At 68.0% G+C, this 14,458-nt stretch carries 12 protein-coding genes; 1 reads left to right on the plus strand and 11 read right to left on the minus strand.

From position 1 onward, the window contains the following. Positions 1-33: 33 nt before the first annotated feature. From BMY06_RS12795 to BMY06_RS12845, 11 genes are all read right to left on the minus strand, one after another. A complete protein-coding gene (locus BMY06_RS12795) occupies positions 34-1,632 on the minus strand; it encodes an autotransporter family protein (protein ID WP_313903833.1) in 1,599 nt (532 codons plus the stop codon). Positions 1,633-1,635: 3 nt separating this feature from the next. Then, positions 1,636-4,290, minus strand: coding sequence for an ESPR-type extended signal peptide-containing protein (locus BMY06_RS12800; protein WP_074983499.1), 2,655 nt, complete (start codon positions 4,288-4,290; stop codon positions 1,636-1,638). Between the two features lie 599 nt (positions 4,291-4,889). After that, the gene (locus BMY06_RS12805) at positions 4,890-5,249 is read right to left on the minus strand and encodes a RidA family protein (protein WP_065062483.1); all 360 of its coding nucleotides are present in this window, start codon (positions 5,247-5,249) and stop codon (positions 4,890-4,892) included. Between the two features lie 58 nt (positions 5,250-5,307). Further along, positions 5,308-6,489: an NAD(P)/FAD-dependent oxidoreductase gene (locus BMY06_RS12810; protein ID WP_074983501.1), complete on the minus strand. Its 1,182-nt coding sequence runs from the start codon at positions 6,487-6,489 to the stop codon at positions 5,308-5,310. Next, positions 6,482-7,921, minus strand: a complete 1,440-nt coding sequence (locus BMY06_RS12815; protein WP_074983503.1) for an FAD-dependent oxidoreductase — start codon at positions 7,919-7,921, stop codon at positions 6,482-6,484. The genes BMY06_RS12810 and BMY06_RS12815 overlap by 8 nt, the downstream gene beginning before the upstream one ends. Further along, the gene (locus BMY06_RS12820) at positions 7,911-8,306 is read right to left on the minus strand and encodes a (2Fe-2S)-binding protein (protein ID WP_074983505.1); all 396 of its coding nucleotides are present in this window, start codon (positions 8,304-8,306) and stop codon (positions 7,911-7,913) included. Before BMY06_RS12820 ends, BMY06_RS12815 begins: the two co-directional genes overlap by 11 nt. A gap of 31 nt (positions 8,307-8,337) precedes the next feature. Next, a complete protein-coding gene (locus tag BMY06_RS12825) occupies positions 8,338-9,519 on the minus strand; it encodes an NAD(P)/FAD-dependent oxidoreductase (protein ID WP_074983507.1) in 1,182 nt (393 codons plus the stop codon). Then, positions 9,516-10,313 carry an ABC transporter permease gene (locus tag BMY06_RS12830; RefSeq protein WP_074983509.1) on the minus strand — a complete coding sequence of 266 codons (798 nt, stop codon included), beginning with the start codon at positions 10,311-10,313 and terminating at the stop codon, positions 9,516-9,518. The genes BMY06_RS12825 and BMY06_RS12830 overlap by 4 nt, the downstream gene beginning before the upstream one ends. Before the next feature lie 10 nt (positions 10,314-10,323). Beyond that, positions 10,324-11,196, minus strand: coding sequence for an ABC transporter permease (locus tag BMY06_RS12835; protein WP_074983511.1), 873 nt, complete (start codon positions 11,194-11,196; stop codon positions 10,324-10,326). Continuing rightward, positions 11,183-12,262, minus strand: coding sequence for an ABC transporter ATP-binding protein (locus BMY06_RS12840; RefSeq protein ID WP_065062469.1), 1,080 nt, complete (start codon positions 12,260-12,262; stop codon positions 11,183-11,185). Before BMY06_RS12840 ends, BMY06_RS12835 begins: the two co-directional genes overlap by 14 nt. A gap of 45 nt (positions 12,263-12,307) precedes the next feature. Then, entirely contained in the window at positions 12,308-13,378 is a 1,071-nt protein-coding gene (locus BMY06_RS12845) for an ABC transporter substrate-binding protein (protein WP_065062544.1), read from the minus strand. Between the two features lie 157 nt (positions 13,379-13,535). On the opposite strand from BMY06_RS12845, the gene BMY06_RS12850 reads away from it, so the two are divergent. Beyond that, the gene (locus tag BMY06_RS12850) at positions 13,536-14,456 is read left to right on the plus strand and encodes a LysR substrate-binding domain-containing protein (protein WP_065062467.1); all 921 of its coding nucleotides are present in this window, start codon (positions 13,536-13,538) and stop codon (positions 14,454-14,456) included. Positions 14,457-14,458 lie beyond the last annotated feature (2 nt).

Below are 14,458 nucleotides of genomic sequence, written 5' to 3' on the forward strand. Positions count from 1 at the left end.
CACGAACGGCGCGACACTTTACGCTTCAGCCCATCAGAACTGATAACCCACGCGCACCTCGCCCTGTTGCGCCGAGGCATGCGTCGTGTTGATCAGCGCGTCGTAACTCAGCGACACGGTCAGGTTCTTGCGCGGATGCAGCGTCACGCCCGCGCCCGCCGTGAAATAGCCGCGCGGCAGGCTCGTGCCGGGCGCGGTGAACAGCGTGCCGTCGCTCGCGGCGACGCTTACGGCGCGGTTCGCGTCGAGCAGTTCATGCGCGTAGCCGATGCGCAATTGTGCGTTCACGGGCCGCAGCGCATCGCCGAATGCGCGATCGACGGTCACGCCCACATACGGTTGCAGGCTGCGCACATTGTCGCTGCCCACGGCTAGATCCTGGCCGCCCGCGCCGCCCTCGCTGAAATCGTTGGCGTGGAAATACGCATAGCGCAGACCGACGCGCGGCGTCACCGTGAAGCTGCCGAGCGTCATCGGCAAACTGGCCTGGCCGCCCACGTTGAATTCCTCGCCCATGTGATCGCCTTCGGCGGTGCCGATCGAGCCAAACGGGCGTTTCTGCGAGAGGAAGTCGAGCCCGAATCCGAGCGTGGCGCCCAGATTCACGGCACCGAATGCGCGGCCGCCGTAGAGTGCGGCGCGCAGCGTGTCCGTGGTGCCCGAGTCGCCCGTGTTCGATTCGTCGGTGTCGCTGTGGTCGTAACCCACCGCGACGCCCGCCGTGTACGCGCCGAGCGTCTGTTCGAGGCCCGCGAGGAAACCGTAGCGGTCGGCCTGGAAGCCCGGCGCGCCGCCGGTGCCGCCCACCTTGGTCTGGATGCCCGTGGCCGTGATCCAGCCCGCCGGATTGCCGGCGCTTGCCGTCGAACCATTCGTCGCGCCATTCATCGCGGCATTGCCGAGGCGGCCGAGCAGCGCCGCGCTTTGCGCCTGGGCGGCCAGAATCGCCGAGGTGCCCGTGGCCGTGTAAATGCTCGTGTTGGTCGGTGCGACGACGGTCGTGCCGGTGTTCGTCCCCGAGAGCACGAGTTCGACGTCGTTCGCGCCATACGTCACCGCCGAAGCGAGCGTGCCGATATTCGACTGGCCCGTGCTCGTGACGCTGCTGAACGTGCCGCTCACGCCGCCCGTCGCCGAAACGAGCGTGTACGTGTGCGCCGAGTAGGTGCCCGGATCGTAGGTGATGGCCAGCACGCCGTTGAGCGTGGCCTTGCCGTTGACCGCGAGTTGCGACGCGGCGCTCGGGCTCACTTCGATGGCGAGCGTCGCGCTCGACGCCTGCGTATAGTTGCCGCCGATCGTGAGCGTGCCGATCGAGCCACCCGGTTCGACCGTGCCGTCGTTGGTCACGCTGCCCGCCACCGTGCCGTGGCCGCGCAGCGTGCCCGCGGCGTCGACGCTCGCATCGCCGCCGAGCACGGCCGTGGCGTTGTCGATATCGCCCACTTCGAGCAGGCCCGCATTCACTTCGGTGGTGCCCTTGAACGTGCTGCTGTTGCCGTTGAGGATCAGCGAGCCGCTGCCTTGCTTGACGATCGCGCCGGTGCCGGTGAAGCTGCCGCCATAGGTGCCGTTCGCGTTGGCGAGCGTGAGCGTGCGTGCGCCGAGACTGACTGTTCCGGATCCCGAAATATTTTACAGCGTGGCGCCGGACGTCGTCGACGAGATATCGAGCGTGCCGTTCGTGGTCACGCCGCTCGACGCCGCGATGCTGCCCGCGCCGGAGAGTGCGAGCGTGGCGCCCGTGCCGATGACGGTGCCGCCGCTGTAGGTGTTCGCGGCCGTGAGCGTTTCCGTGCCGCCGTTCACGTTCACGCCGCCCGTGCCGCCGATCACGCCGCCGTACGTATCGGCGGCGTTAGTAAGCGTGAGCGTTTTCGCGCCGAGCGCGACCGCGCCGCTGCCCGACAGCGTCGTGATCGACGCGCCTGACGTCGTGCCCGAAATGTCGAGTGTGCCCGCGTTGGTCACGCCGCTCGACGCCGCAATGCTGCCGCTGCCCGTGAGCGCCAGCGTGGAGCCGTTCGTGATCGACGTCGCGCCTGTGTACGTGCTCGCGCCCGAGAGCGTTTCGCTGCCCGTCACCGTGACCGCGCCGCTGCCCGCCACCGTGCCGCCGAAACTGCCGCCCGAGAGCGTCACGCCGCCGCTGCCGACCGACACGGTGCCGGTGCCCGAGAGATTGCCGAGCGTGCCTTCCACCTGCAGCGTGCCGTTGTTGACCACGTTCGCGAGGATGATGTCGCCCGAGTCGGAGAGGATGAGCGTCGCGCCCGTCTGGATCAGTGTCGTGCCCGTGTAGGTGCTCACGCCCGTGAGCGTTTGCGTGCCGCTCGCGATGGTGAGGCCGCCCGTGCCCGAAATCGAGCCGCTGAACGTGCCGCTCGCATTGGTCAGCGTGAGCGTCTGGCCGCCGAGGTTGACCGTGCCGCTGCCCGAAAGACTCGCGATCGACGAACCCGACGTCGTGCCGGAAATATCGAGCGTGCCGTTCGCGGTCACCGCCGATTGGGCGAGGCTGCCCGTGCCGGTGAGCGCGAGCGTCGCGCCGCCCGCGATGGCGGTCGCGCCCGCGTACGTGTTCGTGCCCGAGAGCGAGACCGTGCCCGCGCCGACCGTCACCGCCGAGAAGTTCGAAATCGCGCCGCTGTACGTGAAGGCATTGCCCGAGCCCGGCGACATCGTCAGCGTGCTGGTGCCGGTGCCGCCGTCCATGTCGCCCGTGACGGAGGCCACGCCGCCGAGGATCTGCACGGCACTGTCGCCGCTGCCGAGGTCGATGGCCTTGCCCGAGTCGTCGGCGCGGATCGTGCCGTAGTTGACGATCGTCGCGTCGTTGCCGCCCGTCGAGACCACGGCCTCCGTGCCGCCCGATTCGAGCGTGCCGGCGGCCTCGTTCGTGATCGACACCGTGAACGCGTTGGCCGCGCCCGTGACCGCAATCGCCCCCGCGCTCTGGCCGTAAATCAGCCCGCTGTTGTCGATCACCGTGTCGGCGTAAATGCCTTGCGTGGCGATGGGGTCGCCCGTGGTCGGGTCCTTGTCGAGGCCCGCGAGCGTGATGCCGCGGCCGAGACCCGCGTTGGGCGAACCGTCGATGTCGTTGGTCGCCGAGTTGTAGCCCGCGATCGTCCCCGAGTTGATGATCGTGCCGCCGCCCACGGTCACGCCTTCGCTGGTGTCGCCGTTTGCGTGCAGCGACTGGATCGTGCCGGTGTTCGTGATGTTGACGATGCCGTCGACGTCCACGCCATCGCCGTCCGCGGTGCGGCCGTTGCCCGTGATCGTGCCGTCGTTCTTGACCGTCACCACTTCGTTCGCGTTGAAGCCGTCGATGTTGATGCCCGAGCCGTCGTCGCCCTGGATCACGCCGCCTTTGGCGTTGGTGACCGAGAGCGTGTACGCGCCGGAGGTGGTCACGTCGGTGTTGCCGCCCGTGATGCCGTGACGCGCGCCTTCGATCAGGCCCGTGGCTTCGTTGGTGACGACGACGCCCGTGTTGGTTTGCGCGTCGATACCGTCGCTGCCGTCGTCGATGGTGGCCGCCGCGTTGTACGAATAGATCGTGCCGGCGTTGTCGATGGTGCCGTTCACGCCGGGCCGCACGGCGTCGGCTTCGTACGCCTGGATCAGCGCGCCCGCGCCGTTGTAGACCGAGTTCGTGCCGGTGGTGATCGCATTGAAGTCGATCGCCTGCGCGCCGCCTTCGCTCGCGTTGTACGAAATGATCTTGCCGTAGTTGCTGAGCTTGACGCTGTTGTCGCTGTACTGCATCTGGATCGCGTCGTCGTCGGCGGCCGAGATTGTGCCGTTGTTGACGATCGTGAGCGTGAGCGGGTCCGACTTGTCGCGGATCGCGCGACCGTCCGTGCCCGCGGCAACGGTGCCGGTTTCCTCGATCGTGCCGTTGTTCGTGATGGTGCCGGTGCCCTTCACGGCGATCGCGTTGCTGCCGTCGCTCACGTTGAGCGTGACGCCCGCGTTGACGGTGACCGTGCCGTTGGCAGCGAGGTTCTGCGAACTGGTCGTATCGGTGGAGATCACGACGGTCGTGCTGGCAGCGTGGGCGTGGCCTTGCGCGATCAGCGCCGTGGCGAGCGCAACGATCTGCGCGATGCGCTGCTTGCGCAGCGTGTGCGACTGAGCGTCGAGCCATGATGCAGCGGGCGCGGCGTTGCCGATCTTGCGCGACGTTGCGCGACCCGCGCCGGCGCGCGTGCGGCCGTGCTCGGAGATCGCTTGCATGACGCCCAGCGCGCGGTTGAACACGACACGGTAGAGGTGATTCATCGCAGCCTTTTTCTCGTTCTGTCGACGCCGCGCGTGACGCGTCGTCGTGGTGGACGGGCCAATCCGGGCGTGGCGGCCAGGGCACGAGTCAGGCAGGGGGAAAACACAGGCGGGCAGTCGGCGCAGGCGGCGCCGTCCTTGCACGGGGCGCCGGGGCCGATCCGCTTTTGCGTCTCTGCTGGTCGATGACGTGGCCGTGCAAGCTTCCTTGCAGCCGGAGGCACGGGTTCTCGATACGAAGATATTTCTTGTAAGCACGCGCAGCGTGGCGGGCGGTAAGGCGTGAAAGCCTGGCGCAGCGCGTTGGGGCGCTATTCAGCCACGCGGATGTGACCGATCCGTGACGTAATGTGAAAGGTTGTGATTACAACGTATTACGAGGGAGAAAGTTTCGCGTGCGAGCGGGAAGGTAAAGCGAGGGCGCGGGAAGGATTCGTGACAGCCGCCGCGCCCGTGCGTTGCACACGGGCGGATGAGAGGCGGCTGCGGATTCCGGCTCACGCAAGCGTTTGCGCGTGCCGGATTCGAAGCGGATCGGCCTCGTGGCGAAGCCGATCGATGGAAGAGCGCGTCAGCGCGTTACGGCGCTACTGCGGGCACTACTGCGCGGCGATCACCGCGATTTCGACGAGCAGATGCGGCGCGGCAAGCCGGGCCTCGACGGTCGCGCGCGTGGGCGCTTGACCGGGCGTCACCCACGCGTCCCAGACTTCGTTCATGCCCGCGAAATCGCGGCCGATATCGGCGAGCCAGACTTGCGCCGAGACGAGCCGCGACTTGTCGATGCCCGCCTGGGCGAGAAAGCCGTCGATCTTCGCGAGCACGCTCGCGGTCTGAATCTTGACGTCGACGGTCGGATCGGCGGACGTCTGGCCGCCGACGAAAACGAGACCCGCCGCCTTGACGACGCGGCTCATGCGCTGACTGGTTTCGATGCGGACGATTTCGGTATCGGACATGGGTGCAGTGACTCCTGTGCGCTGCGCGAGCGCGGTTGAATGATGGGGAACGTGCGGGCTAGTGCGTGGCCGCGTGATCCACGGCGGCCGAAGGCGCTTCGCGTGTTTCGCGCCCGAACCGGTCGATGGCGAACGCGTCGAGTGGCACCGAAGGCGCGCCGTCGAGCATGAGTTCGCTCACGACCTGGCCGCAGGCCGGGCCAAGCTGAAATCCGCTGCCGCAATAGCCGAACGAGTAATAGAGGCCGCTCGCGGTGCGGCTCGCGGAAATCACCGGCAGCGCGTCGTCGGTGAACGCTTCGACGCCCGCCCACGCGCGGTTCACGCCCAGATCGCGCAGATGCGGAAACAGATCGACGACGGTCCGCGCGCTTTTCACGAGCCGCATGAAATCGACTTCGCCGTGCCGACCCGGCAGATCGGCGTGACCGATCAGCTTGCCGCCGATCACGACCGTGCCGTTGTCGAATTGCTTGAACGAGAGCGGCCGTCCGGTCGCGCCGAGCGTCGCGCGGCAGAACGGCGCAACGCGCTGCGTGACCATCAGCATCAGTCCTTCGGGATGCACGGGCACGGGCTCGCCCGCCTGGCGCGCGAGTTCGCCCGACCACGCGCCCGCCGCCACCAGCAGCTGGCGCGCCGCGAAGGTGCCGCGCGGCGTGTGCGCGAGCCAGCGTTCGCCGTGCGGCTCGATGCGCGCGACCGGCGTGCCTTCGATAAAGCGCGCGCCCAGCCGCTGCGCGGCGAGCCGAAACGCCGTGGTGGTGCGATACGGCAGCGCGTAGCCGTCGCGCTCGACCCAGATGCCGCCCGTCACGTGTCGTGCGAGCGCCGGTTCGAGTTCGAGCACGCGTTCGCGGTCGATCAGCGTTTCGTGCGTGAAGCCGTGCGCGTTCAGCAGCGCGACGCGCTCGCGGCATTCGTCGAGTTCCGCGTCGGTTTCGGCGATCTTCAGTTGGCCCGACGGCACGAAGCCGCCGTCGTCGCCGATCAGCTCGGGCAGCGTGTGCCAGAGTTCGCGCGAGCGCAGCGCGAGGGGAATTTCGGGCAGCGGGCGGCCGAGCGTGCGCACGCCGCCCGCGTTCACGCCCGACGAATGGCGCGCGACGTAATCGGCTTCGAGCACGATCACGCTCGCGCCGCGCCGCGCAAGATGGAACGCGCTGCTGGTGCCGTGCAGGCCGCCGCCGATCACGAGCACGTCGGCTTCCTGCTGCGCGCGGGCGGGTTGCTCATTCACCGGCGAGTTCTCCGAGCGTGATCGGTTTGATCGGCGGACGGATGCGGTAGTAGCCGACTTCGTCGGGCTGGACCTTTCGGGCGTCGGCGATCACTTCTGTCACGGTCAAGCCGCACAGGCGTCCCTGGCACGGTCCCATGCCGCAGCGTCCGAAGGATTTCGCCTGATTCGGCCCGACGCAGCCGAGCGCGACGAAGCCGCGCAGTTCGCCCGCCGTCACTTCTTCGCAGCGGCAGACGATGGTGCTGTCGGCGGGAATGCGGTTGGCGTCGCGCGGACGATAGAGGCTGTCGAGAAACGGACGGATGCGCATCACGCGTGCGAGCGCCGCGCGGTGCGCGTGGGCTTCGCGCTCGCGCGTGGCGGTGTCGAGCATGCCGAGTTGCGACGCGACGGCAAGCGCGGCGAGCGTACCCTCTTGCGCGGCCGCCTGCGCGCCGCCGATGCCCGCGCCGTCGCCGGCCACGAAAATGCCGGGCACGTCGAGTTCGCCCCAGGCGTCGGTCTGCGGCGTGAAGCAGAGTTGCACGGGGTCCCAGCGATGCGCCGCGCGCAGCGCCTGCGTGAACTGCGTGTTCGGCACGACGCCTTGATGCAGCAGGATCACATCGGCTTCGATGCGTTGCGCGCGGCCCTGCGACGTGAAGGTGAGCGCGGCGGCGCGCTGCGTGCCGTCCGCACCCAGCGTGCCTTCGATCGCGAGATCGTCGGCGCCTTCGTAGATCGGCACGCGCGCGTCGCGCAACGTGCGCAGCAATTGCAGGCCTTTGCTCAGGAACGGCCACGCGCGCAACGCCGCGAACAGATGCGACTTCGCGCGCCAGCGATCTTCGTGACGCGTGGTATCGACGAGCGCGCGGATCGGCACGCCCGCGCGCACGTACTGCCAGCCGAGCAGATAAAGCAGCGGGCCGCAGCCCGCGAGCACGGGTGGCGCGGCGGGCACTTCGCCCGCGCTTTTCAGGAGGATTTGCGCCGCGCCCGCCGTGAGCACGCCGGGCAGCGTCCAGCCCGGAATCGGGAAGGGCCGTTCGAGTGCGCCGCTCGCGAGGATCACGCGCTGCGCCGCGAAGCTGCCGACCTTGCCGTCCTTGAGGTAGTGGACCGAGCGCTCGCGCGTGACCTGCCAGACCGTCGCGCCCGGCAGATGGCGCGCGCCCGAGCGCACGAAGTCCTCGGCGATGGCCGCGCCTGCCGCGTAGTCGGGGCCGAGGATCTCCTTGCGGCGCGCGTCGGCGCGTTCGATCGCGCGGTAGATCTGGCCGCCGACGGCGTTCTGTTCGTCGATCATCACGACCGACAGGCCCGCGCGCGCGGCACGCGTGGCGGCGCTCATGCCCGCCGGACCCGCGCCGACCACGACGAGATCGACGGGTTCGGCGCGATGAAGATCGGCTTGCTGAGCGCTCGATGCGGTGTGGTCAACGGCCATCAGCGTTCTCCAGTGCAGGGGCGTTTTGTGTGGCGGCGGGCGTGGCGTCCTGCATGAGTTCGGGCGGCAGATCGCGCGCGCCTTCCTGCGAGCGGATGCGCATGCCGTCGCGTACCTCGACCATGCAGCTTTGGCGCGCGGGCACGCCGTCGATTTCGACGAGGCATTCGAAGCACGCGCCCATCATGCAGTAGGGCGCGCGCGGCGCGCCGGAGACCGGCGTCGAGCGAAAGCGCGCGACGCCCGCGGCCAGCAGCGCGGCGGCCACGGAGCGGCCGCCCGGCACGCGCAGAGGCGTGTCGTTGAACCAGATGTCGACGGGCGCTTCGGCGTTTGCGAGCGGTTTGAATAGCGAGGAAGTCGATTGAGTCGGTCGGGCGGTCATGGCGGATCCGGTGAGCGATATCTAGTAAGCGTCAGAGCGCGGCAACGCGCGGGGCCGCGTCGAGCGCAGCGGCATCGAAGGCGGCGGCCCACTCGCGCGGCGCGTCGGGAAAGCGGCGCGCCGAGAGCGCGGGCACTTCCTCGGGCATCGGCGCGCCCGTGATCCACGGCGCGATGCGCAGCGCGTGCGCGGCGGCGAGCGTCACGCCGCTGTGGCAGGTCACGACGAACGCGCCCGGATGCACGGGCGATTCGTCGTAGATCGGAAAGCCGTCGGGGCTGTAGACGCGCAGCGCCGCCCACATGCGCACGAGCCGCACGTGTTGCAGCATCGGAAACGCGCGCACGCCGCGCCGCGCGATGTCGGCGAGAATCGGCGTCGTCGTGAGATCGTCGAAGCCCGCTTCTTCCATCGAGTCGCCGAACTGCACGGTGCCTTCGTCGGTCTGCCGCACGTTGATGGTCGGATAGCGCAGAAACGGCGCGACGCGCTCGCTCACCAGCACCTGGCCGCGATTGGGCGCAACCGGCGCGAACAGGCCCGCTTGCGGCGCGAGCGCGCGGTTGCCGAGACCCGCGGCGAGCACGATACGGCCCGCGCGAAAGGTGCCCGCCGCGCTCTCGACCGCGAAGCCGCCGCGCTCCGGCACGATGCGCTGCGCGCGCGCGCCGGAGACGAGCCGCACGCCGCGCCGCTGCATCGACGTATGCAGCGCGCGCAGCAGCTTGAGCGGATTGACGTGGCCGTCCATCGGCGAATAGCTCGCGCCGACGACGGCGGGGCCGATGCCCGGCAGCCGCTCGCGCAGTTCGCGATGATCGAGCAACTCGAACGGGTAATCGCCGATCTCGGCTTGCAGCGCGGCGAGACGCGTCTGGCGCTCGGCCAGTTCGGCATCCGAAAAGCAGATATGGAAGCCGCCTGGCTGGCGCAGCGCGACATCCACGCCGCTGTCTTCGAGCAGGCTGGCGGCGAGTTGCGGCCAGCGCACCGCCGAACTGCGCGACCAACGCGCGTAAGGCGTGCGGCCATAGCCCTTGCCCTGAATCCAGACGAGGCCGAAATTGCCGCGCGAGGCGCGAAAGCCGCCATCGTCCTCGTCGAGCACGGTCACGCGCGCGCCCTCGCGCGCGAGTCCCCAGGCGACGGCGGAGCCCACGAGGCCGCCGCCGATCACGAGTACGTCGGGGCTGGCGCTGGGGGTGTGAGTCATCGGGCTTCTCCGATCAAAATGCGGTCCAGGCCGACCATGCGGTCGAGCACCAGCATCAGCGCGACCGTGCCGACGATCAGCACCGCCGACACCGAGGTGACGAGCGGATCGATCGTCTGCGCGATCTGGTTGTACATGGCGACGGGCAGCGTGGTCGTGCCGGGCGTCGCGACGAAAATGGTCATGGTCAGCTCGTCGAAACTCTGGATGAACGAGAGCACCCAGCCGCCCGCGACGCCGGTGCGGATCATCGGCAGCACGACGCGGCGGAACGCGGTGAGGCGGCTCGCGCCGCACGAGAGCGCCGCGCGTTCGGCGTCGCGGTCGAGGCCGATCGCGGACGAGAGCGCGAGGCGCAGCGCATAGGGCAGCACGATCACGACATGCGCGGCGACCAGCGCCCAGAACGAACCGCTCAGATGCAACAGCGAAAGAAAGCGCAGAAACGCAATGCCGAGCACGACGGCGGGAATCATCATCGGCGAGAGGAAGAAGCTCGTGAGCGCGCCGCGGCCCGGAAAGCGATAGCGCGCGATGGCGAGCGCGGCGGGCACCGCGAGCACGACGCCGATGGTGGCCGCCGCGAACGCGAGCCGCGTCGAGAGCCAGAACGCCGAGACGATGTCGGCGTTGTCGAGAATCGCGCGAAACCAGCGCAGCGAGGCGCCGTCGAACGGCATCGAGATGTAGCCCTTGTCCGTGAACGCGACCAGCATCACCACCGCGAGCGGCGCGACGATAAACAGCAGAAACAGCGCGTTGAAGGCGAGGCCGAGAAATCCGTTGCGTTGCATGGCGTCTCCCTCAATCGAAGATGTGCTTGAAGCGGCGTTCGGCGAGACGGCTGCAACCCATCACGATGGCCACGTTGGCGATCAGCAGCAGCACCGCGATGCTCGCGCCCAGCGGCCAGTTCAGCGTGCCGAGGAACTCGTCGTAGGCGGCGGTGGCGACCACCTTGAGGCGGCGTCCGCCGATCAGTGCGGGCGTGGCGAACGCCGAGGCCGAGAGCGCGAACACGATGATCGAACCCGAGAGCACGCCAGGCAGGATCTGCGGCAGCACCACGCGGCGGAACACGCGCCAGCGCGACGCGCCGAGCGAGAGCCCAGCCCATTCCACTTGCGGATCGAGCTTTTGCAGCGTGGCCCAGACCGACATCACCATGAAGGGCACCAGCACGTGCGTGAGCGCGATGATCGTGCCGGTCATCGTGAAGACGAGGCGCACGGGTTCGTCGGTGATGTGCAGCGCTTGCAGCGCATTGTTCAGCACGCCGTTGTTGCCGAGCAGAATCTGCCAGCCGAGCGTGCGCACGACCACAGAAATCAGCAGCGGACCGAGCACGATCAGCAGGCAGATCGATTGCCACGGTTTGCGCATGCGCGCGAGCACGATGGTTTCGGGCACGCCGAGGACGATCGAGAGCAGCGTGACCGCGAAGGCGAGCCCCGCCGTGCGCAGAAAGATCACACCATAGTAAGGATCGCTGATGACTTCGAGATAGTTCGATATCGTCCAGCCGCGCTGCACGCCCGCGAGATCGTTGAAGGTATGAAACGACAGCACCAGCGTGAGCAGCAGCGGCGCGAGCAGCAGTGTGAGAAACAGCACGAGCGCGGGCGCGGAGAGCAGCCAGGGCGCGGCGCCGCCGCGCGGATCGTCAAGCGTGGCCATGAGCGCTCTCCCGCGTGAGCACGCGCAGATCGTCGTCGGTCCAGGCGAGGCCCACTTCGTGACCTTCTTCCGGCGGCGGCGCGCCCGTGTTCGACTGCGCGACGTGCAACCGCCCAAGCTCCGTATCGACGACGAGCAGCCACTGGTTGCCGACGAACACGCGCGTAGCGATGCGGCCGTGCACGCGCGCGTCGCCGGCATCGCCATTCGCGAGCCGCATTTTCTCGGGGCGGATATAGACGTGCACCGATCCCGCGACCTCGCGGCCTTCGTGCGGTACATGCAGCGTCGTGCTCGCCACGGCCACTTCGGCGCAACGCGGATTGCGGCGCAGCACTTCGCCCGCGAGCGAGTTGGTGCGGCCGAGGAAGGTGGAGGCGAACGGCGTCGCGGGGCGCTCGTAGGCGTCGAATGGCGTGCTCAATTGCGCAATGGTGCCGCGATGCATGACGGCGATGCGGTCGCTCATCGTCATTGCTTCGACCTGATCGTGCGTGACGAGAATGGTCGTGATGCCGAGCCGCTTCTGGATCGCGCGCAGTTCGATGTGCATTTCCTCGCGCAGCTTGGCGTCGAGATTCGACATCGGTTCGTCGAGCAGCAGCAGTTCGGGCTGCATGGCGATGGCGCGCGCAATCGCCACACGCTGGCGCTGACCGCCCGACAGCTCCTTCGGATAACGCGCGTCGAGGCCGGAAAGGCGCACGAGCGCGAGCGCTTCGGCAATGCGTTCGGCACGTTGCGCGCGCGGCATCTTGCGCATTTCGAGCCCGAAGCCCACGTTGGCCGCCACCGTCATATGCGGAAACAGCGCGTAGCTTTGAAACACCACGCCGATGCCGCGCTTTTCGGGCCGCAATTGCGTGATGTCGCGGCCGTCGAGCGTCACGCGGCCGGTGCTCGGCGCGACGAAGCCCGCGATCATCTGCAACGTCGTGGTCTTGCCGCAGCCCGAGGGGCCGAGCAGCGAAAGAAACTCGCCGCGTTCGACCGAGAGGTCGAGTTGCTCGATCGCCGTGAAGTCGCCGTAGCGCTTCGAGATGCCTTGCAGGGTGAGAAAGCTCATGCGCGCAGTCCTTGAAAAGCCGTGGCCAGACGAATCGTTGCGTGCTCAACGCTCGACGGAACGGTTCCAGCGTTCGGTCCACTCGGTGCGATGCTGGTTGATGGTGGTCCAGTCCATCGCGGTGAGCTTCGCGACCTGATCGGGGCCGTAGGGCACGCGCGCGGCGACCTCCGGCGCGAGCTTGACGGTCTTGTTGACGGGGCCGAGACCGATGGCCTGCGCCTGCATCGCCTGCACTTCGGGGCTCAGCAGGTATTGGATGAACTGCTGCGAGAGTTGCGGCTGGGCGTTTTCGGCGAGCGCGCACGCGGCCACCTGGAGCGCCACGCCGCCTTCCTTCGGGTAGATGAACTTGAGCGGGAAGCCGGTGTTTTGCAGCGCCACGGCGCGGCCGCTGCCATACGGCGCGGCGATCACGTCGCCGCCTTGCATGAGGCCGTCCATCTCGCCGGGCGTGGGCGCCCACGAGAGCACGTTCGGCGCGACCTGTTTCGTCATCGCCGCGAAGCCGGGGTCGATGTTCTTCTCGCCGCCGCCGTTCAGGCGCGCGAGCATCACGAGCGTGTGCAGGCCGTAGGTATTGGTGATCGGCGGCACCCCGAGCTTGCCCTTCAGGCGCGGGTCTTCGAGCGCCTTCCACGAATCGGGCGCGGGCAGGCCGAGCTTTTTGAACGCATCCGCGTTATAGCCGATGCCGGTCGCCACCATGCCCACGCCCACGGCGTTCGGGCCGAGCCGTGCGAGCGGGTAAAGGTCTTTCATGACGGGCGCGTCGTCGACCTTGGCGCACAGGCCGAGCTGCATCGCCTGATACATGGGGCCGTCGTCCATCACCGCCACATTGATCTGCTGATGACCCTTCTGCGCCTGCAGCTTGGCGAGCGTGTCGCTCGAATTGCCCGCGACGTAGACGATTTTCACGTCGTGCGCTTTCTCGAACGGCGGAATCACCTTCTGACGATAAAGCTGCTCGTTCGAGCCGCCCACATTGGCGACGTAGAGCGTGGTTTCGGCGTGGGCGAGCTGGGTGCTGGCGCAGGCGGCGCTGAAGGCCAGAAGGGCGGCCGCGCGGGGCAGGGCGAGACGATACGAGCGGCGGCGCAAGGCGTGATCCATGACGACGATCTCCATTCGATTGTGGGGGCCGGCGGCGTAGGACTCGTGCGCCGATGCGTTGCAGTCTCGCCCGCGTTATTCATATCGTCCAATACGAATAAAATAGCCATCTATGCACAGATGATATGGATCAGGGTTAAGCCCAGGAGGGTTGGCAATGAATCTGAAACACGTCGAGGCGTTCCGCGCGGTGATGGTCTCGGGCTCGATGACGGCCGCCGCGAAGGCGCTGTTCACCTCGCAGCCCAACGTGAGCCGCCTGATCGCGCAGCTCGAACGCGACACCGGCCTCAAGCTCTTTCAGCGCGTGGGCGTGCGGCTCATTCCGACGAGCGAGGGCGAGGCGTTCTTTCGCGAAGTGGAGCGCGCGTATGTGGGTCTGCAAGGGCTTGCGAACGCGGCGGCGCAGATCCGCAATCTGGGCAGCGGTCGGTTGCGCATCGCGGCGATGCCGTCGGCCGGTCTCACGCTTGTGCCGCACGCGCTCAAGCGCTTTCAGGACCGCTATCCGGGCGTGACGGTTTCGCTGCACGTGAACACGTCGGGCACGGTCAATCACTGGACCGCTTCGCAGTTCTGCGATCTGGGCGTGGCGGTCTATGTGAGCGAGGCGTCGAACTGCGAGGTCGAATTGCTCTCGAAGGTGGCGGCCGTGTGCGTGATGCCCGCGCATCACCGGCTTGCGAAGAAGCGCTCGATCCGTCCGGAGGATCTCGAAGGCGAATCGTTTATTTCACTGTGTCACGGCGACGGCACGCGTGCGCAGATGGACGAAGTGTTCGTGCGCGCGGGCGTGGAGCGCGTGCTCGCGATCGAGGCGCAATACACGGCGATCTGCTGCGAGATGGTGCGCAGCGGCATGGGCGTGACGCTGGCGCATCCGATCGTCGCGCGCGATTTCGCCGGGCCCGATATCGCGATCCGGCCGTTCGCGCCCGCCGTCATGTTCCCGATGTATCTGCTGTTTCCGCCGAACCGGCCGCGTGAGCGCCTCGCTTCGGCGTTCGTCGAGGTGCTGGCGGAAACGCACGATGCGCTTGTCAGCAAGCCGTCGGAGAAGGCGCGCACGCGCGGGTAGTG

It is taken from the genome of Paraburkholderia tropica (assembly GCF_900109265.1).
Taxonomy (GTDB): domain Bacteria; phylum Pseudomonadota; class Gammaproteobacteria; order Burkholderiales; family Burkholderiaceae; genus Paraburkholderia; species Paraburkholderia tropica.